Genomic DNA, 18,766 nt, shown 5'->3' on the forward strand with positions numbered 1-18,766 from the left:
GCCTTGTGCGAGGAGGTATTCGGGATGAGAGTACCTTCTCCGAGTATGGAGATACTGCTGCACCAGATCGACGCGTTCGCAGAGGCACCGTTCTCGGGCAATCCGGCTGCGGTGATGCCGCTGCTGTCCTGGTTGCCAGATGTAGTGCTCCAACAGTTGGCCGAGGAGAATAATCTCGCCGAAACCGCTTTCTACACCGCGCGGTTACCACCAGAGGCCGGCGCGCCGCCTGGTGAGTGGCCGGCCTTTCACCTGCGCTGGTTCACCCCGAAGGTCGAGGTCGATATGTGTGGGCACGCTACCTTGGCCAGTGCCGCGCAGATTCTGGTCGATACCCATCCTGAGGCAGACCGGGTGAGCTTCTACACACGCAGCGGCTGGCTGCATGTCGATCGCACCGATGATGACGAATTCGTCCTCGATCTGCCTGTGGTGCCGAGCATTCCGGTATCGCCGGATCCGGCGCTCGTCGCGGCACTCGGGGTACATCCAGTGCGCGCGTATTCCGGCACTGACGAGGTGATCGTTGTGGCGACAGAACAGGAAGTGCGCGGCGCCGCGCCGATGCTGTCCAGTTTTCCCGCGTTGCCGCGCGCGGCGATCATCACCGCCCCCGGTGACTCGGTCGACTTCGTCTCCCGGCTCTTCGCCCCAGGCGTGGGTGTGCCCGAAGACCCGGTGACCGGATCCGCGCACGCTCAGCTGGTTCCGTTGTGGAGTGAGCACCTGGGCCGTACTGGGTTGCGTGCCAGACAACTGTCGCGTCGCGGTGGCAGCCTGCGCTGTGAGCTGGCCGGTGACCGTGTGCTGCTGGTCGGCCGTTGCTGCCGCTATCTGGATGGGGTCGTTACGCTGTCGGACTCATATTCGGTCGGAAAGTAGGCTTTATCGTATGGGCAGGTGCGGGTCGGAGCGCGCCCGCCGCGCGCAGCGCAGGCATATCGCTCACAGTAGCGGGATCGGTCCGTCGTCAGGGCCGGGCGCGACGATATCGCGATAGCCGGGAAGCAATGGGACGACTGCGAAACTGCCTGCCACCGCGTCGGCGGGGAGTGCTTGGACGGCGCGAATGCCATTCTGGTCGGCCAGGCTTCGCAGTTCGGCCGGCGTGCCGTGCACAACGAGTCCGACCACGCACGCGCAGCCCGCCCGAAGCTGTGCCGCGGAGAAGGCGGTGATACGGGCGGAGCGTTCGTCAGCGGGAGTGGGGAGCAGCCATGCCGCATAATGTGCGGAGTGCACCGCTGCGCCGATATACGCCGGAACGGGCACGGTGACCAGCGGAGTCCGCACCCGGATAAGCGCCACGTGGTACAGCACTTGGGCAATGCGCATCCCGCCGCTGTATGCCGGGATCTGTTCCGGTGTAAGGGGCTCGGTGAACGACACGAGTGCCCAGCGTCGATCGGCGGTCCGGTCGGCCAGCGAGTCTCGCGCTCGCGCCAGGTACGCCGCGACCCGCTCGCCTTGTTCCGGGCCGAGCCTATCGGTGGACACTGCGGGGCGATACGGCGGAATCAGCGCGCCCAGCGTGAAGACCAGGGCGGCCGACACAATGGCTACCGCGGTGAAGGCAGCCCGCCACGAAGGCATCCGGAGATCAGGCATCGCGAAGGATGTCGAGGGCGTATCGCAGGTCGTCCGGGTACTCGCTGGTTATCTCCAGATAGCGACCATCCACGGGATGCTGGAAACCCAGCGATCGGGCATGCAGCCATTGGCGTTGCAGTCCGAGCCGCTCGGCAAGCCGGGGGTCCGCGCCATAGGTGAGGTCGCCACAACAGGGGTGGCGGATCGCGGAGAAGTGCACCCGGATCTGGTGGGTGCGGCCGGTTTCCAGGTGGATATCCAGCAGGCTGGCCGAATGGAACGCCTCGACCGTATCGTAGTGTGTGATGCTGGGTCGACCCTGGGCGGTGACGGTGAACTTCCAGTCGTTGCCGCGGGCTCGGCCGATCGGGGCATCGATGGTGCCGCTGCTGGGGTCGGGGTGCCCTTGCACCAGAGCGTGGTACCGCTTGTCGATGGTGCGCTGCTTGAATGCGCGTTTGAGCACGGTATACGCATATTCGGACTGAGCGACCACCATCACTCCTGAGGTGCCGACATCCAGACGATGCACAATGCCCTGCCGTTCATGAGCGCCCGAGGTAGAGATGCGGTACCCAGCCGCGGCCAGCCCGCCCACTACAGTCGGTCCGCTCCAGCCGACACCGGTGTGCGCGGCCACGCCGACCGGCTTGTCCACCGCGACGATGTCGTCATCGGCATAGAGGATCTTCATACCCTCCACCGGTTCGGCCTCGATAGTGAGCTGCCGCCTGGGTTCGGGGAATATCACTTCCAGCCACGCTCCGGCGATGAGTCGATCAGACTTGCCCGCGGTCACGTGGTCAAGATGTATGGAGCCTTCCTCGGCGAGTGCGGCCACGGCGGTGCGGGACAGGCCGAGCAACCGGGACAGTCCCGCGTCGACGCGCATCCCGTCGAGCCCGTCGGGAACGGGCATGGTCCTGGTCTCCCTCATGTCGCGCTGTCCTCGCTCGCATTGTCTTGCTTGCCACGACCGATGCGGGTGCCGTTCGGCTCGAAGCCGAACATGGTCAGCGCTACGAGCATGATTGCTCCGCACACGATGGCGGAGTCCGCGACATTGAACACCGGCCACCAGCCGATCGCGACGAAATCGACCACATGTCCCTGTAAGGGACCCGGCTCGCGGAACAACCGGTCTACCAAGTTGCCCAGCGCGCCGCCGAGCACCATGCCCAGGCCGATCGCCCACCACAGCGAGCGCAAGGTGCGACCGATACGTACCACGCCGATCACCACCGCGACGGCGACCAGAGTCAGTAACCAGGTCATGCCGGTGGCCATGGAGAATGCCGCGCCCGGATTGCGCACCAGGCTCAGGCGCGCGAAGTCGCCGATGATCGGTACCGGTTCACCTGGTCTCAGGTGCGTGACCGCGAGGGTCTTGGTGAGCAGATCCAGGCCGAGTACCACTGCGGCGAGGGCGAGCAGGGCGGGAAGGCGCCGCGGCGAGGTGGTCGGGGTCGCAGGATCGGCGATGTCTGCTTGGCTTTCCTCGGGCGGCCGGTCGTCACTCACGCCGACCATCATCTCTCGAGCCGCATCACGGTCGGTGCGCGCGTCCGGTTGCCTCGGCAGGCGCGGCGATTCTCGGACACTTCGATCGGCGCGCACCCGGATGTCGCAACCGACACCCGAGTATCGCCCGTACCCTGTTCCATGTGACGGTGTTGCCTTCCCCCCACCTCTCCCGGATCGCGCATCCGGGTGTGCTGTTCATGGTGCTCGCGGTCGGGCTCTCCGCTTTCGGGGTCGGTTGTGCCGACCGCGCGAAATCGGGTGGCGAAACCGATACCACCGAGCCGTTGGGTATCGGTAAAGAAGTGACCGTTCCCATACCGGCAGCGGTGACCACGGTCGTCTCCAGTGGTACGGAGCCGCGCTCACTGCTTCGGCCGGAGTATCCAGCAGGCACTGTGCAGCAGGTTACGCTCTATTCCGCGCATCACATCGAACAGCAGCTCGACAGGCAATCACCACGTGACTTCTCTACTCCCGCGCTGACTATTCCCATGACCGCGCAGACCACTTCCGAGGGCATCGATCTGATCCTCGGCATGGTCACCTCGCCGGACCCGACGCTGGCCAAGGCACTCACCAAGATCGGTGGCTCACAAGCTGGTTTCGATCTCAGCGAGCTCGGCGCGATCACCGAGCTGCGGCTCGAGCCGGCGCCGGAGGTGTCGACTACTGCCCGTACCGCTCTGGAACAGGCGTTCTATCAGGCTGTTTACCGATCGATCGCGTTTCCCGACGAGCCTGTCGGCAAGGGCGCGGTGTGGACGGTGCGACAGGAGGTCACCAGTGGCGTCCCGCTCGATCAGGTGACCACTGCGACACTGACCGAACGCGAGGGCGATCGGCTCACTATCGAGCTGCATGTCACGCAGACGCCGAAGTCGTTGGTGTGGACTCTCCCGAACCACGCGGGCACCCTGGACATCCGGGACTATGTCATGCAGGGCACGGGCGTCATCACGGTAGACCTCGGCCTGCCGTTGCCGGTATCGGGGTCTATCACGGTCGGTGGCCATCAGGTCTACCGAGATCCGCGTACTGCCAGCACGCTGCGGCAGAAAATCGATACGCAGGTGTCGTGGGTCGAATGACGCGCGCGGACGATTTGTCGACCTGACCACCTGTGCGCGATGCAGCCCTCGCTTTCCAGGTGCGAATCACCGACACCGGCCCGGCACTCGGCTCATGGATGGTGATCGTACGGATCGGCAGCACATTGGCGTAGACAGCGATGAGCACGCCGGAGTCCGTCGACTCCGGCGTGCTCAGTGCGCTGAACACCGCGTAGGCGCGTTGGTCGCGGGATGGCGCAGTTCATTGATCCCTATGGATCGGCCTGTGGCACCGAGCCGATCAACCCGCGGTGATCGAACCACCCTCGACCCGGATTTTCTTCGGTGCGAGCGGAGTGGTGGCCGGCCCCTTCACCACCGAACCGTCCAAACCGAACTTGCTGCCGTGACACGGGCAGTTGATGGTGCCGTTGGACACGGTGGATACTGTGCACCCTGCGTGGGTACAGACCGAAGACAGCCCGACGAAGGTGCCCGCACTAGGTTGGGTAACCACGATGCCGCCGACGATCACGCCCCCGCCGACCGGGACATCGGCGGTTTTGGCCAGCACTTTCGCCGACTGTCCGGTACCGGAGGACTCGTTGTCGTTGTCGTCGTCGGCGGCGGGAGCTGGGTTCGCCGCGGGCGCCGCGTTGGTATCGCCATAGGTGGTGCATGCGGCGAGCGCTGCCACGGTGACAGCGCCCGTGCCCGCGATGACGACGCCGCGGCGGGTGTGGATTTGTTCGTCGAAGGTCATGTATCGGATTCCGTTCAGAAAATCAGGCCGTTGTTCTGGAAGAACCACAGCGCGGAGGTGAGCCAGAGGCCGGTGAGGCCGGTGAACACCAGGCCACCCGCGACCGGGAGAACCCAGCCGGGCAGGCCCTTCCTGGTGAGCAACAGCATCTTGGTGACGAAGGCTCCGTAGAAGAAGCAACCGAACAGCGAGTGCAGCAGAACGCGGGACTGGTACTCCTGGAAGCCCAGTGCGTACAGGCAATGCACCGCTACAGGGATGCTGGCCAGTACGGCCAGCCTGCCCGACCACACATGGGCGGCACCGATCCAGCGCGGTGTCACCAGGCCGGGAAGCTTGCCGTATATCGCCAGTGCCGAGACTACCTGTCCCAGGGCCAAGGCGAAGGCGAGCGTGGCCAGCCAGGTTTTCACCGCCGTCGGACTGGAGAAGCCGGCTATGTTGACAGAGAAGAACCGCGGATCGTGCGCTCGGCCGTACACGCCGAGCGCCACGGCTACTGCGGCGCCGACCAGCACGGGGAGCGCGATCGCCATGGCCGATCCGGCGCCGGGCCGGGCCGGGCCGGTCGGTGTGGTCGCGGGCTCAGCCGACATCGTCACCACCCTCGACCCTGCTCGCGGTGACTTGTTTACCGCCGACGAACGCCGTTGCATCCGATGCCAGGCCGGGAGCCGGTGCGGTCGCGCCGTCGGCCGTGCGGTGGACACCGGTGACGGTGCCGTCTGCGGCAATGATCCAACTCTGGCGGACGTCGCCCTCGCGGTAGACGTAGAGTCCAGCGGGCGCTTGCACGGGTGCGGTGGTGAAACTCCATCGCATGCCGCCGAGTGTCAGCGTCCCGGTCACGGTCGTGCCATCGTAGCGGCCGTCGAGCCGAGCATCACCCTTGCCGGTGAGTTGAAGTGCCGTGCCGAGCGCGTCACCACGTAGCCAGGCTTCGACGGTCGCGCCGTCACAAGCGTAGGCGATCGCCTTTTCGCCTTCGACGGCGATCGCCAAGGTGAGTGATGCGCCGGTCGCGAGAGGGATGGTGCCTACATAGTCGGCCTGCGCAGGCAGGGAAGGGCTGGTCGGTGGTGGTGGTTCGGCTGTAGGTGGCGGTGCGCCCGATCCGGTTGTTGTGCCCGGTGGCGTGGCTGCCGGCTCATTGTCTTTGGACATGTTGACTACCAGAAGGACCACACCGAGCGCGAGCGCCGCCGCCAGGGTGAACCAGGGCCCGAGACGTTTCATGCAATCTCCTCGAACATGCGATCGGCGCTGTGCCGATACCGCTTACCTCTTCTTCACGACGACAGGCGCTTGACGGTTCAATTCTGATCACAGTCCGGTGCTCTGGGTGGGTTGCGGTGGATTCGACGCTGGGAAGGTGGCTGCGCACCGCACTGCGGCAGTGCGGTGCGGATTCGCGTTATCGCGCGGGCCGCCCGGTCTACGTGGCGTAGGCGCGCGGACGGCAGCCGCCCATCGAGCGATTCGCCAGGACGCGCCGATGTTCGGTGTCGTCGACACGCCGGACGCCTGTACGGGGTGGCAAGCCCTGCCGAACTCGTCGGCGGGTCGTCTTAGAATCGGTCCAGCCACCCCCCGTCGAGACCTTGGGAGGAAGGACCGTCTTGGCCGCCTCGTCCGGATCGTTCGTCCATCTGCACAACCACACCGAGTACTCCATGCTCGATGGGGCGGCTAAGATCTCACCGCTGTTCGCCGAGGCGCAACGGCTGGGGATGTCCGCGGTCGGGATGACCGACCACGGCAATATGTACGGGGCTTCGGAGTTCTACAATTCCGCCAAGAAGCACGACATCAAGCCAATTATCGGGATCGAGGCCTACGTCGCGCCGGGCTCCCGGTTCGACAGCAAACGTGTGCGGTGGGGTGATCCCAGCCAGAAAGGTGACGATGTCTCCGGCTCGGGCGCGTATACCCACATGACCATGGTCGCGGAGAACGCGACCGGACTGCGCAATCTATTCAAGCTGTCCTCGCTGGCTTCGCTCGAGGGGCAGCTCGGCAAGTGGGCGCGGATGGACGCGGAGATCATCGCCGAGCATGCCGAGGGCATCATCGCGACAACCGGTTGTCCCTCCGGCGAGGTCCAGACCCGCTTACGGCTCGGGCATGACCGGGAGGCGCTGGAAGCCGCGGCCGGGTGGCAGGAGATCTTCGGCAAGGATAACTTCTTCCTCGAGGTGATGGACCATGGGCTGACCATTGAGCGCCGGGTCCGGGAAGGGTTGCTGGCCATCCGCGACAAACTGAGTATTCCGCCGTTGGCCACGAACGACTGTCACTACGTCACCAAGGACCAATCGAGTAACCACGAGGCACTGTTGTGCGTGCAGACCGGCAAGACGCTGTCGGACCCTACCCGTTTCAAGTTCGACGGTGACGGCTACTATCTGAAATCCGCCGCGGAGATGCGCGCGCTCTGGGATGCCGAAGTGCCCGGCGCGTGCGACAATACAGTGCTGATCGGCGAACGCGTTCAGTCCTATGACGAAGTGTGGGCCTTCAAGGACCGCATGCCGATCTTTCCTGTACCCGAAGGGGAAGACCAGGATTCCTGGCTGCGCAAAGAGGTCGACCGTGGCCTGGCGCGCAGGTTTCCTCGCGGTGTGTCGGAGCAGTACTACACTCGCGCCCACTACGAGCTGGATGTCATTGCGCAGAAGGGTTTCCCCGCGTACTTCCTCGTCGTCGGCGATCTTGTGGCGCATGCGCGGGCTGTCGGCATCCGGGTCGGTCCCGGCCGTGGTTCGGCGGCCGGGTCGCTGGTGGCGTATGCACTGGGCATCACCAATATCGATCCGCTACCGCACGGCTTGCTGTTCGAGCGGTTCCTCAACCCGGAACGCCCTTCTGCACCCGATATCGATATAGACTTCGATGATCGCCGTCGTGGTGAGATGGTTCGCTACGCTACCGAGAAGTGGGGCAGCGACCGGGTCGCTCAGGTGATCACATTCGGCACCATCAAGACCAAGGCCGCGATCAAGGACTCCGCGCGCGTTCAGTTCGGCCAGCCCGGCTTCGCTATCGCCGACCAGATCTCCAAGGCGCTGCCACCGCCTATCATGGCCAAGGACATTCCGCTGTCGGGCATCATGGATCCTGACCATGAGCGGTACAAGGAGGCCGCCGAAGTCCGTGAACTCATCGGCAACAATCCGGATGTCGCCAAGATCTACGAGACCGCGCGCGGCCTGGAGGGCTTGATCCGCAACGCCGGTGTGCACGCCTGCGCGGTCATCATGTCCTCCGAGCCGTTGATGGATGCCATTCCGGTGTGGAAGCGGCCCCAGGACGGGGCGATCATCACCGGCTGGGACTACCCGTCATGCGAGGCCATCGGTCTGCTGAAGATGGATTTCCTCGGCCTGCGCAACCTCACCGTGATCGGTGACGCGCTGGACAATATCAAGGCCAACCGCGGCATCGATCTGGATATGGACAATTTGCCGTTGGACGACCCCGCGACCTACGAATTGCTCTCACGTGGTGACACGCTCGGCGTTTTCCAGCTGGACGGCGGCCCCATGCGTGATCTGCTGCGCCGTATGCAGCCCACTGGCTTCAACGATATCGTCGCCGTGCTCGCGCTGTACCGCCCAGGCCCGATGGGCATGAACGCGCACAACGATTACGCCGACCGCAAGAACGGGCGGCAGCCGATCACGCCGATTCATCCCGAGTTGGCCGAACCGCTCGAGGATATCCTCGCCGAGACTTACGGACTGATCGTCTACCAAGAGCAGATCATGTTCATCGCGCAGAAGGTCGCTTCCTATTCGATGGGTAAGGCCGATGCGCTGCGCAAGGCAATGGGCAAGAAGAAGCTGGAGGTTCTCGAGGCAGAGTACAAGGATTTCCATGCCGGCATGACCACGAACGGGTTCTCCGAGGCCGCGGTGAAGGCGTTATGGGATACCATTCTCCCATTCGCCGGTTATGCGTTCAACAAATCGCATGCTGCGGGCTACGGCCTGGTCTCGTTCTGGACCGCCTATCTCAAGGCCAACTACCCGGCCGAGTACATGGCGGGCCTGCTCACTTCGGTCGGCGACGACAAGGACAAGGCAGCGGTCTACCTCTCGGACTGTCGTCGCCTCGGTATCACCGTGCTGCCACCGGATGTCAACGAATCCGAACAGAACTTCGCCTCTGTCGGCAAGGACATCCGCTTCGGCCTCGGCGCTGTGCGCAATGTCGGCGCGAATGTCGTCTCCTCGATCATCCAAGCACGCAAGGAGAAATCGAAGTACACCGATTTCTCCGACTACCTGAACAAGATCGATGCCGTCGCCGCGAGCAAGAAGGTCACCGAATCTCTCATCAAGGCAGGAGGTTTCGATTCGCTCGAGCACCCACGCAAAGGCCTGATGCTCATCCACTCCGATGCTATCGATGCTGTGATGGCCACCAAGAAAGCCGAGGCGATAGGACAGTTCGACCTATTCGGCGGTATGGACGCGGATGAGTCGGTGACGTCGGTATTCACTGTGAAGGTGCCCGATGAGGAGTGGGAATCCAAGCATCGGCTCGCGTTGGAGCGAGAGATGCTCGGGCTGTATGTGTCCGGACATCCGCTCACCGGCATCGAGCATGTGCTCGCGGCACAGGCAGATACGCAGATCCCCGCCATTCTGGAAGGTGATATCAAAGACGGCACGCAGGTGACCGTCGGCGGCATCCTGGCTTCGGTGAACCGGCGCATCAACAAGAACGGCCTGGCATGGGCGTCTGCGCAGCTGGAGGACCTCACCGGCGGTATCGAGGTGCTGTTCTTCCCGCAGGCGTACTCGGTGTACGGCATGGACGTCGTCGAGGATGCTGTGGTGCTGGTGAAGGCGCGCGTCTCGGTTCGTGACGACCGGATCTCGTTGATCGCCAACGATCTCGCCGTACCCGACCTGTCCGCGGTCGGTGTGGCCAAGCCGCTGTCGGTCACCATCCCGACTCGCATGTGCACCCCGGACAAAGTCGGTGCGCTCAAGCGGGTGTTGAGCAGCCATCCGGGTACTTCGGATGTGCACCTGCGCCTGGTCGGCACGGGTGATAGGACCACGCTGTTGAAACTCGACGATCGGCTACGGGTTTCGCAGTCCTCCGCGCTGATGGGGGACCTGAAGGCCCTGCTCGGCCCCGGCTGCCTCACTGCCTGATCGTCACCGCGATACCGCGATACCGCGGGTGTGCGCGCCTAAGAACCGGGGCGTGGCTTCGAGGTAGAACGACTCGGCGTAGCGGATCTCGAAGCCGGCGTTTGCCAGCAGGCCGCGAATATCGCGGTTCAGGTGGCAGCCACCGAATAATTTCTTCTGTATCGGGTTCAGGCGGTTCTGCCAGGTTCGCACCGTAGGGTCTGGTGCGAGTCCATGCTCGAGGAAGTGCAGGGTTCCACCGGGGATCAGCACGCGGCGCACCTCGGCCAAGGCGGTGGCGATATCGGGGATGGTGCACATGGTCCAGGTGGACAAAGCGCAGTCGAAGGCATTGTCCGCGGCAGGCAGCATCTGTCCGTCCAGTCCGATCCGGGCTATCGGCACAGTGGCCGCGGCGACGCGCTTGCGCGCAAGTCGCCAGCCGGTATCGGCGGGCTCTACCGCGCTGACCGACTGGACCGAGACTGGATAGAACGGGACATTCAGTCCCGAGCCGAAGCCGATTTCCACGACCTGTCCGTGTAGTTCGGCGCACACCCGTTCGCGCAGCGGATCGTTAGATCGTATTCCGCAGGTCATACTCACGATCCGGGGGAGAATTCGCTCGCGATAGCAGCTCACCCCTTCACTCTCACATGGATCACCGGCTCGGACCAGGGCCGAAGTGCTGTCGTGGGCGTGCGGTAGGGCTGTCGATACCGCAGGCGGACCTCGCGCGGCGGACGCGGCGGACCGAAAGTGCGGTCCGCGTTCGGGCCGTGTGTCCGCACCAGGCGAATCGGTCGTGTGCATGGGATGCTGGGCGAGTGACTGTGTTCGAGGTGTGGGCGCCGCTGCCGGAATCGGTGCGACTGGACCTGGACGGAGTCGTCCACTCGATGGCGCGGTCGCCGGGCGGATGGTGGCGGGCCGATGTGCCCGCCGAGGTGGGGGCCAGGTATGGGTTTCTGCTCGACGATGACCCGAAGGTGCTGCCCGATCCGCGCTCTCCCCGCCAACCGGACGGGGTGCACGCCCGCTCGGCGCTACACATCCTCGATCCGGCGCTGTGGACTGATGCGGACTGGACCGGGCGTCCACTGGCTGGGGCAGTCTACTATGAGCTGCACATCGGAACCTTTACCACGGAGGGCACCTTCGATGCCGCGATCGAGCGGCTCGATCATCTGGTCGAGTTGGGTGTCACTGTGGTCGAGGTGATGCCGGTGAATGCTTTCGACGGTACCCACAACTGGGGGTACGACGGTGTGCTTTGGTATGCGGTGCAGGAGAGCTACGGCGGACCCGACGGCCTGCAGCGGTTCGTGAACGCCTGTCATGCCCGTGGGCTGGCGGTCTGCCTGGATGTTGTCTACAACCACCTCGGGCCTTCCGGTAACTACCTGCCGCGCTTCGCGCCCTATCTCACCGAGGGAAACAACACCTGGGGACAGTGCCTCAACCTGGATGGTCCGCAGTCCGATCAGGTGCGCAAATACATCATCGACAACGCGCTGCGCTGGTTAGGTGTTTTCCATGTCGACGCACTGCGCCTGGACGCGGTGCATGCTTTGATCGACCGCACTGCGACACATCTGCTCGCCGAACTCTCCGTCGCCGCCGAGCGCTTGGCCGCCCATGTACGCAGGCCACTGACGCTGATAGCGGAAAGCGATCTCAATGATCCGTCGGTGATCACCCCGCGTGCGGCCGGTGGCTTCGGGCTGACCGCGCAGTGGAACGACGATTTGCATCACGCTGTACACACCGCCGTCTCTGGTGAACGGCAAGGCTATTACGCCGATTTCGGTTCGCTGCGTTGTCTGGCTCAGACTCTCACATACGGATTCTTCCACGCCGCGACGTATTCCAGCTTCCGTGGTCGCACTCACGGCCGTCCGATCGATCCGGCTCTGCTTCCTGGTAGTGCGCTGTTGGCCTATACCTGCGATCACGACCAGATCGGTAACCGTGCGCTCGGCGATCGGCCGAGCGCCTATCTGACCGATGGCCAGCTGGCGATCAAAGCCGCTCTGGTGGTGTGCGCGCCGTTCACGCCGATGCTGTTCATGGGAGAGGAGTGGGGGGCACGCACGCCGTTCTCGTTCTTCACCTCGCATACCGATCCGATGATCGCCGCTGCCGTCGCGAAGGGGCGCGAGGATGAGTTCGCCGCGCATGGCTGGCTCGCAGACGAGGTGCCGGACCCACAGGATACCCGGACATTCCTGCGCTCGAAGTTGGATTGGGGCGAACTGGAAGAACCGAGTCGTGCTCGGCTGTTGTCCTGTTACCGAGCATTGCTCGCGCTGCGCCGGGAACGTGCGGAACTCAGCGACCCATGGCTGTCACATGTTTCAGTGGACTACGACGAGCGGGCGCGGTGGTTCGTTGTCCACCGTGGCGCACTGTCCTTGGTGTGTAACCTGGACGAGGACCAAGTCGCCGTGCCGATTACTGGTATTCCGTTGCTGTCCTGGGAGCCGCCGACGATCGGCCCCACTGCGACGATCCTTCCGGGTCACTCCTTCGTACTGGTCGAAGCGACGTAACCAGCTTTGCGACGAGCTTGTGGAAGTCGATACCAGGTTCTTTTCTCGGTGACTGTCGAATAACAGGCCCGCAACTGTCCGAACCGGGACCTTTGTCAACTGTGAGATGCGCCACTACCCTGGGGGGTATGAGCACCATCCCTTCCGGGGACTCGGCAGTTCTCCCCCCGGGAATGGGCGGCAGCGCAGCCGCCGAATTCGCACCGTTCGTGCGTGCTTTCGCACGGGCATTCGGCAACCGCCGAGACACCGGCGCGGCATTCGCTCTATACCGGTATGAAGAGCCGCTGGTAGACATCTGGATTGGTTCCGGAGGCGACGCTCCGTGGACGAGAGACACCGGCACGATCGTCTTCTCCGCTACCAAAGGGATCTCCGCCACAGTCGTGCACCGCCTCGCAGACCGTGGATTGCTCGATTATGCGGCTCCTGTCGCCGAGTACTGGCCGGAGTTCCGTGCGAATGGCAAGCATAAGATCACTGTCCGCCAGCTGATGACCCACCGAGCCGGGTTGTCCGCACTGGCGCCGGTCGCGACCGGTATGGCCGATGTGCTGGACCATCAACTCATGGAGCATCGCCTCGCCGCGGCGAAGCCCGACCATCTGCTCGGAGTTCCCGCCTACCACGCTCTTACTTTCGGGTGGCTGGTCTCGGGCCTGACTCGCGCTATCACAGGTACCGCTCTGCGCGAGTTGATTCGTACCGAGGTCGCCGAGCCGCTCGGCATAGACGGCCTACACCTGGGCAGGCCCCCAGCCGGGGCGGCGATCACCTACGCGCCACTGACTGGTCTCCAGCTCGGCATGTTCGGAAAGTCGCTCAGTACTGCGTTTCTCGGCCGCGGCCATCGGCTTCCCGGTGCTCTCGGTGCCGTCACTCGCTGCTTGTTCTTGCCCGGCCTGGAAGGCATTCTGCAGGGCGCGAACCCGCCGATCCTGGACACAGAACTCGGTTCGGCGAATGGAGTGTGCACCGCGTCCGCGCTGGCCGCCATGTACGGCGCGCTTGCTTGCGACGATTCCCCGGCCGAGTGCGGGTACCTCGGTGGCCGGACGGTCAAGGCGTTGCGGCGCATCGAGACCTTCCAGCCCGATCGCGCGCTGTTCTACGCGCCGATGCTGTGGCGTCTCGGCTATCATTCGATGCCGATACCGGGTGCCCCCACTGGGTTCGGACATATCGGTATCGGCGGGTCGTTCGGCTGGGCCGAACCACGACAGGGACTCTCGGCCGGGTTCGTGCACAATCGGTTCTCGGCTACTCAACTCGGCTACGACCAGTCGGCAGCCTTCTGGCTGCTGCCGCTCGCCCTGAAGTGCCTGCGCACTATGCGTTCTGGGGTGCGGGTGGCGAAGACGGCGGCGGCGGCCTGAGGTGTGTAGCGCAGCCCGCGCGATGCAGTTCGGTCAGGTCAAATAGCGGTAGGCCGGTGAGCCGGGCTCGAGACGCTCGCACTGGATCGGGGAGCGCAACATCCGTTCCAATAGCGGTGCCAGCCCGCCAGGGGTGCCGAGTTCGATGCCGACCAGCGCCGCGCCCGTCTCTCGGTTGTTCCGCTTGACGTATTCGAACAGCGTGATGTCGTCGTCGGGTCCGAGTACCTCGTCGAGAAAGCGGCGCAGGGCTCCGGGCTCTTGTGGGAAGTCCACCAGGAAATAGTGCTTGAGACCGCGATGCACGAGCGAGCGCTCGATGACCTCACCATAGCGGGACACGTCGTTGTTGCCGCCGGACACCAGACATACCACCGTAGCTCCTGGCTGCAGAGCGAGCTCTGCGAGTGCTGTGACAGCGAGCGCGCCCGCTGGTTCGGCGATGATGCCCTCATTCTGATACAGGTCGAGCATGGCCGTGCAGATCGCGCCCTCGTCGACCTGAACCATCTGAAAAGCGCCTGCGCCGCCCTTGGGCTCGGTAGTGGTCAGTAAAGGTAGCGAGGCATGTGAGACCACCCGGCCACCGAACCCGGATACCGCGGCGAACGGGACGGCGCCGACTCTGCGCACCGCGGCGCCGTCCACGAACGGATCGATCTCCGGCAGCGTCACCGGGCCGCCTGCCACCAGCGCAGCGGTCATCGAGGCCGCGCCCGCGGGCTCGACGCCGAGAATGCCGGTACGCGGCGACCGCGCGCGCAGGTAGGTGCCGACACCCGCGAGGCAGCCGCCGCCGCCCACCGGCACCACCACCAGGTCCGGGGAGGTATCGAGCTGTTCCAGGATCTCCACGGCGATAGTGCCCTGGCCTGCCGCGGTACGGGCATCGTCGAAGGGCGGAACCATGGTCGCTCCGGTACGCGCTACATCGGCGGCGGCGGCCATGGCCGCGGCATCATAGGTCTCGCCGACGGCGATCAGTTCGACGAACTCCCCGCCGTGCGCCCGGATACGATCGCGCTTCTGCCTCGGCGTGGTGGTGGGCACATAGATGCGGCAGGTGATCCCCATCGCCTGGCAGGCGAACGCGACGCCCTGCGCGTGATTGCCCGCGCTGGCCGCGACCACGCCCGCGGCGCGCTCGTCCCCGGTCAGCTGTACCACCAGATTGTAGGCCCCGCGCAACTTGTAGGAGCGGACCGAGCTGAGGTCTTCCCGTTTGAGATAGACGTTCGCTCCTGTCAGAGTGGACAGTCGTCGGCTGCGTTGTAGAGGGGTGGGATCGATGACGTCGGCAATTCGCTTGCCGGCAGCATCGATCTCGTCCACGGTGAGCACGGGACGAGAAGCGGACAGTGCGTCGAGGACCTCGAGCGGATCGGGCATCTGAATATGCTGCCACCTGGTGTGCTGGTGTGTTGCGGCGGGTAGCGACCTGGCGGTCGTACCGGAACCGAGTGGCCAGGTCCGTAACCAGACAGCCGGAGGCCGTCACGGTGGATCGATTCCGTGACGATCACGCTTCGGTTACGCGACCTGGCCCACTCACCATGAGCTGCCGGGCGCGACCTAGCGAGGGGTGAGGACGAAGACGGGGATCCGTCGATCGGTCAGCGTTTGATACTTGGCGTAGTCCGGCCACGCCACCACAGCACGATCCCACCACAATGTCTTCTCGGCACCGAAGACCTCCCGGGCGGTGTAGTCCTTGGTGACCGTACCGTCACGCAATTCGACGTGTGGTTCGGCCTTGATGTTGTAGTACCAAACCGGGTGTTTCGGCGCACCGCCCAGCGAGGCGACAACAGCGTACTCGCCATCGTGTTCAACTCGCATCAAGGGGGTTTTGCGCAGCATGCCTGTTCTGGCCCCCTTACTGGTCAACAGGACAACAGGCCGACCCTGTATGGTAGCGCCCTCGGTGCCTCCGGAAGACTCGTATTCCTCCGCGTGCGCGCGCGCCCAGTCGGAAGTGCTCGGTGCGTACTCACCTGTCAATGCCATATCAGCGATAACGTGACACTGACGGGATATATTCCCCGCGAAGGAAGTTCGCCGGCCCGAACTTCTGTTTCCCGATACTCTGTGAAGGTGGCACTCGGCTCTTCCTCGGCGCACGTCGCGACACTCGATATCGCTGGCAGTGCGTGGCCGGTGTACAAACTCGACGCACTGGTCATCGGGCTGGCAGCCTGCCTGCCTTTGGCGTTGATCACTGGATCGCCGCAGATCGCGGTGCTGGTCGCGGCCGGGGGCGGTGTGGCCAGGTGGCTCGGGGGGCGGGTGGCTGTCCGCTGCGCCGCTCGAGCACGCGGTATCTCGTAGCCGCGCCCTCGTTGTGATCAGCGGACCAGCAACGCGACCGGCAACCGGGCGAACACGGTGCTCAGCCTGGCCTTTCCTTGGAATGTGTGGCCGGTCAGCCGGTCGGTCCACCTCCCTGGAGGGAAATCGAGAATGGTTTCTCCCCAACCGCTTTCGGCCAGACGAATGCTGTGTCGGGTCGTGGCGACGATCACCTCGGGTGACTCGCCCACCCGACCGCGGGCATAGGCAACCACATTGCCAGCATGCGCACCGGTGGCGAACAGGGGTCGGTAGCTGCCGCCGACGAAGCAGCTGGGGCGCTCGCGGCGCAGCCACAACGCATAGGCGACGATCCACATCTTCGCAGCACCGGTGGTATCCAGTGCCGGTGTACCGGTGAGCGACTGGAGCATAGCCGTACGCGCGGCAAAGTCCACCAAGCGGCGATTGTCCGGGTCGACCAGAGAATCCTCCCACAGTTCACACCCTTGGTAGACGTCCGGGATACCTGGGCCGCACAGCTGTAACAGCTTCTGCGCTAATGAGTCCGACCATGCATGCGGGGCCAGCTCGTGCACCAGGTCACCGAGTTCCATACCGACAGGTCCATCTATTACCGCGTCCAGCCATGTGTGCACGGCGGCTTCGAACTCGGCGTCAGGCTCTTCCCATGAGGTCTTGGTGTTCGCCTCTCGGATCGCTTTCTCGGCGAACCCGTGCAGACGTTCGCGCAAGCCGGGCACCGATGCGGCAGGACGCCCGTCCGCAGGCCACACGCCGAACATGTTCTGCAACAGGAAAAGCGCGGTCGCGCCGTCTGGAGCCGGAGTGGTCGCCAACCAGGCTTCCACGCTACGTGCCCAGGTCTCGGCGGCTTGGGACAACACGCCGATGCGGGCTCGTACGTCCTCGCCACGCTTGGTGTCGTGCGTCGACAGCGTCGTCATGGTGGCGGGCCAGCGCAGTGCGCGTTGGCTGTTGGACAGGTGGAACTCGTTGAGCGAGTAGCCGAACCGGGCCGGGTTGCCGCCGACTTCCTGCAAGGAGACCAGCCGCACGGCCTGATAGGACATGGTGTCCTCGATGGCCTTGGCAGTCACGGCGCCGCATACCTGGCTGAAGCGTACCGCGGCGGTTCCGTCGACGGCCAGCGCCGTGACCAGTACCGACAGCGGCTCGGACAGCTCGCTATCGCGCTTTTCCACCTCGGCGATGACTGCGCAGGTTGTCTCGGCCAGCGGGGCATAGTCGGCTCGGTATACCGGCATGAACGCCAGCACTTCGATGGTGGCATTCGTCAGCGCAGGCGTATCGACGTTCTCGGCATTCGCATCCCGCTTGATTGCCGTCACCAACCGCCGGACTTCCGGAACCAGAATGCTTTCCGCGATCTCGCGCTTGATCCGGTGTTCGGTTTCATCCATCCATACCCGGTCACTACCGTGCCCGGCGACGCGCCGCGACAGTTCGGTGAGCGCTGTCGCGCCGTGCGGGTCGATCAGCACGCCGCCGAAGCAGGCTAGTGCCTCGTATCCAGTGGTGCCGTCGATCGGCAGCGTCGCGTCCAGTGGCTCTCGCTCGGACAGGACTTTCTCTGCCAGCAGCAGCCTGCGCGGGCCGATGAGCCTGCGCAGCCGAGCGAGGTAGCCGGTGGGGTCGGACAATCCGTCCGGATGATCGACCCGCACACCGTCGATCAAATCGTGTTCGCACCAGGCGGCGAGTTCGCGGTGGGTGATGTCGAAGACCTCGGGGTTGTCCTGGCGGATCGCGGCCAGGCCGCTGACTGCGAAGAACCTTCGATACGTGCACAGCCCGGCCTTCCAGCTCACCAGACGATAGTGCTGCTTGTCGTGGATACGCAGAGCATTGTCGCCGTCGGTGCCCGGTGCGATCGGGAACCGCAGATCGTGTAGTGCCAGCATGGGTTCGACACCGGAGCGGTCCACACTCAACAAGGCTGGATCGTTCTCGCTGTGTAGCACCGGCAGGGCCAACCTACCGCCCGCGCCGTTTCCCTGACTCCAGTCGATGTCGAAATAATGGGCGAACCTGGATTCTCGGCCGTTGCGCAGTACATCCCACCACCAGGGATTCTGCTGCGGGTCGGCGACACCGACATGATTGGGCACCAGGTCGATGATCAGCCCCATACCCCGGCTGCGCACTTCGTCGGCGAGGGCCTTGAGCCCCGCAGGCCCGCCGAGGGCCGCGGAAACCGTAGTCGGGTCGGTGACGTCGTAGCCGTGCGTGGAACCGCGCTTCGCGGTCATGACCGGAGAAAGGTAGAGATGCGAAATGCCCAGCTGTTGCAGGTATTCCGCAATGTTGCGAGCTTCGGCGAAGGTTATCGCGTCCGGTCGTAACTGCAGTCGATAGGTGCTGCGGATCGCCGTCGGGCGGGTGGGCTTGCGACGCAGGGGTACTGGGTCGGTTATGTGCATCTCGGGAGAAT

The 18,766-nt window shown here is 64.4% G+C and carries 16 protein-coding genes; 6 read left to right on the plus strand and 10 right to left on the minus strand.

The genetic code is table 11. From position 1 onward, the window contains the following. Positions 1-45 precede the first annotated feature (45 nt). Positions 46-882 carry a PhzF family phenazine biosynthesis protein gene (locus ACX4ZE_RS02075; protein ID WP_480271654.1) on the plus strand — a complete coding sequence of 279 codons (837 nt, stop codon included), beginning with the start codon at positions 46-48 and terminating at the stop codon, positions 880-882. Between the two features lie 63 nt (positions 883-945). Here ACX4ZE_RS02075 and ACX4ZE_RS02080 read toward each other — a convergent pair whose 3' ends face one another. The 3 genes from ACX4ZE_RS02080 to lspA are packed head-to-tail and all read right to left on the minus strand — an operon-like array spanning position 946 to position 3,123. Next, positions 946-1,608: a hypothetical protein gene (locus ACX4ZE_RS02080; RefSeq protein WP_480271514.1), complete on the minus strand. Its 663-nt coding sequence runs from the start codon at positions 1,606-1,608 to the stop codon at positions 946-948. Then, entirely contained in the window at positions 1,601-2,527 is a 927-nt protein-coding gene (locus ACX4ZE_RS02085; RefSeq protein ID WP_480271515.1) for an RluA family pseudouridine synthase, read from the minus strand. The genes ACX4ZE_RS02080 and ACX4ZE_RS02085 overlap by 8 nt, the downstream gene beginning before the upstream one ends. Then, a complete protein-coding gene (gene lspA / locus ACX4ZE_RS02090) occupies positions 2,524-3,123 on the minus strand; it encodes a signal peptidase II (protein ID WP_480271655.1) in 600 nt (199 codons plus the stop codon). The genes ACX4ZE_RS02085 and lspA overlap by 4 nt, the downstream gene beginning before the upstream one ends. A gap of 131 nt (positions 3,124-3,254) precedes the next feature. On the opposite strand from lspA, the gene ACX4ZE_RS02095 reads away from it, so the two are divergent. Then, positions 3,255-4,202, plus strand: coding sequence for a hypothetical protein (locus ACX4ZE_RS02095; protein WP_480271516.1), 948 nt, complete (start codon positions 3,255-3,257; stop codon positions 4,200-4,202). Positions 4,203-4,464: 262 nt separating this feature from the next. Here the strand turns inward: ACX4ZE_RS02095 and ACX4ZE_RS02100 are convergent, their stop codons facing one another. The 3 genes from ACX4ZE_RS02100 to ACX4ZE_RS02110 are packed head-to-tail and all read right to left on the minus strand — an operon-like array spanning position 4,465 to position 6,162. Next, complete coding sequence (locus tag ACX4ZE_RS02100; protein WP_480271517.1) at positions 4,465-4,926, minus strand: QcrA and Rieske domain-containing protein; 462 nt, start codon at positions 4,924-4,926, stop codon at positions 4,465-4,467. 14 nt (positions 4,927-4,940) lie between these two features. Next, positions 4,941-5,522: a DUF6529 family protein gene (locus tag ACX4ZE_RS02105; protein ID WP_480271518.1), complete on the minus strand. Its 582-nt coding sequence runs from the start codon at positions 5,520-5,522 to the stop codon at positions 4,941-4,943. Beyond that, the gene (locus ACX4ZE_RS02110; RefSeq protein ID WP_480271519.1) at positions 5,512-6,162 is read right to left on the minus strand and encodes a hypothetical protein; all 651 of its coding nucleotides are present in this window, start codon (positions 6,160-6,162) and stop codon (positions 5,512-5,514) included. Before ACX4ZE_RS02110 ends, ACX4ZE_RS02105 begins: the two co-directional genes overlap by 11 nt. 383 nt (positions 6,163-6,545) lie before the next feature. On the opposite strand from ACX4ZE_RS02110, the gene dnaE reads away from it, so the two are divergent. After that, on the plus strand, positions 6,546-10,094 hold the full coding sequence (dnaE, locus tag ACX4ZE_RS02115) for a DNA polymerase III subunit alpha (RefSeq protein WP_480271520.1): 3,549 nt from the start codon (positions 6,546-6,548) through the stop codon (positions 10,092-10,094). 3 nt (positions 10,095-10,097) lie between these two features. On the opposite strand, the gene ACX4ZE_RS02120 is transcribed toward dnaE, so the two are convergent. Continuing rightward, on the minus strand, positions 10,098-10,715 hold the full coding sequence (locus tag ACX4ZE_RS02120) for a class I SAM-dependent methyltransferase (protein WP_480271521.1): 618 nt from the start codon (positions 10,713-10,715) through the stop codon (positions 10,098-10,100). A gap of 185 nt (positions 10,716-10,900) precedes the next feature. On the opposite strand from ACX4ZE_RS02120, the gene treZ reads away from it, so the two are divergent. Both treZ and ACX4ZE_RS02130 read left to right on the plus strand, forming a co-directional pair. Further along, positions 10,901-12,625 (plus strand): malto-oligosyltrehalose trehalohydrolase, encoded by a 1,725-nt coding sequence (gene treZ, locus ACX4ZE_RS02125; RefSeq protein ID WP_480271522.1) that lies wholly within the window; start codon positions 10,901-10,903, stop codon positions 12,623-12,625. 128 nt (positions 12,626-12,753) lie between these two features. Then, positions 12,754-14,001: a serine hydrolase domain-containing protein gene (locus tag ACX4ZE_RS02130; RefSeq protein WP_480271523.1), complete on the plus strand. Its 1,248-nt coding sequence runs from the start codon at positions 12,754-12,756 to the stop codon at positions 13,999-14,001. 33 nt (positions 14,002-14,034) lie between these two features. On the opposite strand, the gene ilvA is transcribed toward ACX4ZE_RS02130, so the two are convergent. Both ilvA and ACX4ZE_RS02140 read right to left on the minus strand, forming a co-directional pair. Further along, positions 14,035-15,390 carry a threonine ammonia-lyase IlvA gene (gene ilvA, locus ACX4ZE_RS02135; RefSeq protein WP_480271524.1) on the minus strand — a complete coding sequence of 452 codons (1,356 nt, stop codon included), beginning with the start codon at positions 15,388-15,390 and terminating at the stop codon, positions 14,035-14,037. A 183-nt stretch (positions 15,391-15,573) separates the two neighbouring features. Continuing rightward, positions 15,574-16,008, minus strand: coding sequence for a nitroreductase family deazaflavin-dependent oxidoreductase (locus ACX4ZE_RS02140; protein WP_480271525.1), 435 nt, complete (start codon positions 16,006-16,008; stop codon positions 15,574-15,576). An 87-nt stretch (positions 16,009-16,095) separates the two neighbouring features. Between ACX4ZE_RS02140 and ACX4ZE_RS02145 the strand changes: the two genes are divergently transcribed. After that, on the plus strand, positions 16,096-16,329 hold the full coding sequence (locus tag ACX4ZE_RS02145; RefSeq protein WP_480271526.1) for a hypothetical protein: 234 nt from the start codon (positions 16,096-16,098) through the stop codon (positions 16,327-16,329). A 17-nt stretch (positions 16,330-16,346) separates the two neighbouring features. Here the strand turns inward: ACX4ZE_RS02145 and treY are convergent, their stop codons facing one another. After that, a complete protein-coding gene (gene treY / locus ACX4ZE_RS02150) occupies positions 16,347-18,755 on the minus strand; it encodes a malto-oligosyltrehalose synthase (protein WP_480271527.1) in 2,409 nt (802 codons plus the stop codon). Positions 18,756-18,766: the final 11 nt, after the last annotated feature.

The organism is Nocardia sp. TBRC8007 (assembly GCF_056629435.1).

Bases quoted from the DNA above. Each gene is read 5' to 3' on its own strand.
- ACX4ZE_RS02080 (WP_480271514.1), bottom strand. From the start codon at position 1,608: ATGCCTGATCTCCGGATGCCTTCGTGGCGGGCTGCCTTCACCGCGGTA.
- ACX4ZE_RS02085 (WP_480271515.1), bottom strand. From the start codon at position 2,527: ATGAGGGAGACCAGGACCATGCCCGTTCCCGACGGGCTCGACGGGATG.
- ilvA (WP_480271524.1), bottom strand. From the start codon at position 15,390: ATGCCCGATCCGCTCGAGGTCCTCGACGCACTGTCCGCTTCTCGTCCC.
- ACX4ZE_RS02130 (WP_480271523.1), top strand. From the start codon at position 12,754: ATGAGCACCATCCCTTCCGGGGACTCGGCAGTTCTCCCCCCGGGAATG.
- lspA (WP_480271655.1), bottom strand. From the start codon at position 3,123: ATGATGGTCGGCGTGAGTGACGACCGGCCGCCCGAGGAAAGCCAAGCA.
- treY (WP_480271527.1), bottom strand. From the start codon at position 18,755: ATGCACATAACCGACCCAGTACCCCTGCGTCGCAAGCCCACCCGCCCG.
- ACX4ZE_RS02105 (WP_480271518.1), bottom strand. From the start codon at position 5,522: ATGTCGGCTGAGCCCGCGACCACACCGACCGGCCCGGCCCGGCCCGGC.
- ACX4ZE_RS02100 (WP_480271517.1), bottom strand. From the start codon at position 4,926: ATGACCTTCGACGAACAAATCCACACCCGCCGCGGCGTCGTCATCGCG.
- ACX4ZE_RS02110 (WP_480271519.1), bottom strand. From the start codon at position 6,162: ATGAAACGTCTCGGGCCCTGGTTCACCCTGGCGGCGGCGCTCGCGCTC.
- ACX4ZE_RS02075 (WP_480271654.1), top strand. From the start codon at position 46: ATGGAGATACTGCTGCACCAGATCGACGCGTTCGCAGAGGCACCGTTC.
- ACX4ZE_RS02140 (WP_480271525.1), bottom strand. From the start codon at position 16,008: ATGGCATTGACAGGTGAGTACGCACCGAGCACTTCCGACTGGGCGCGC.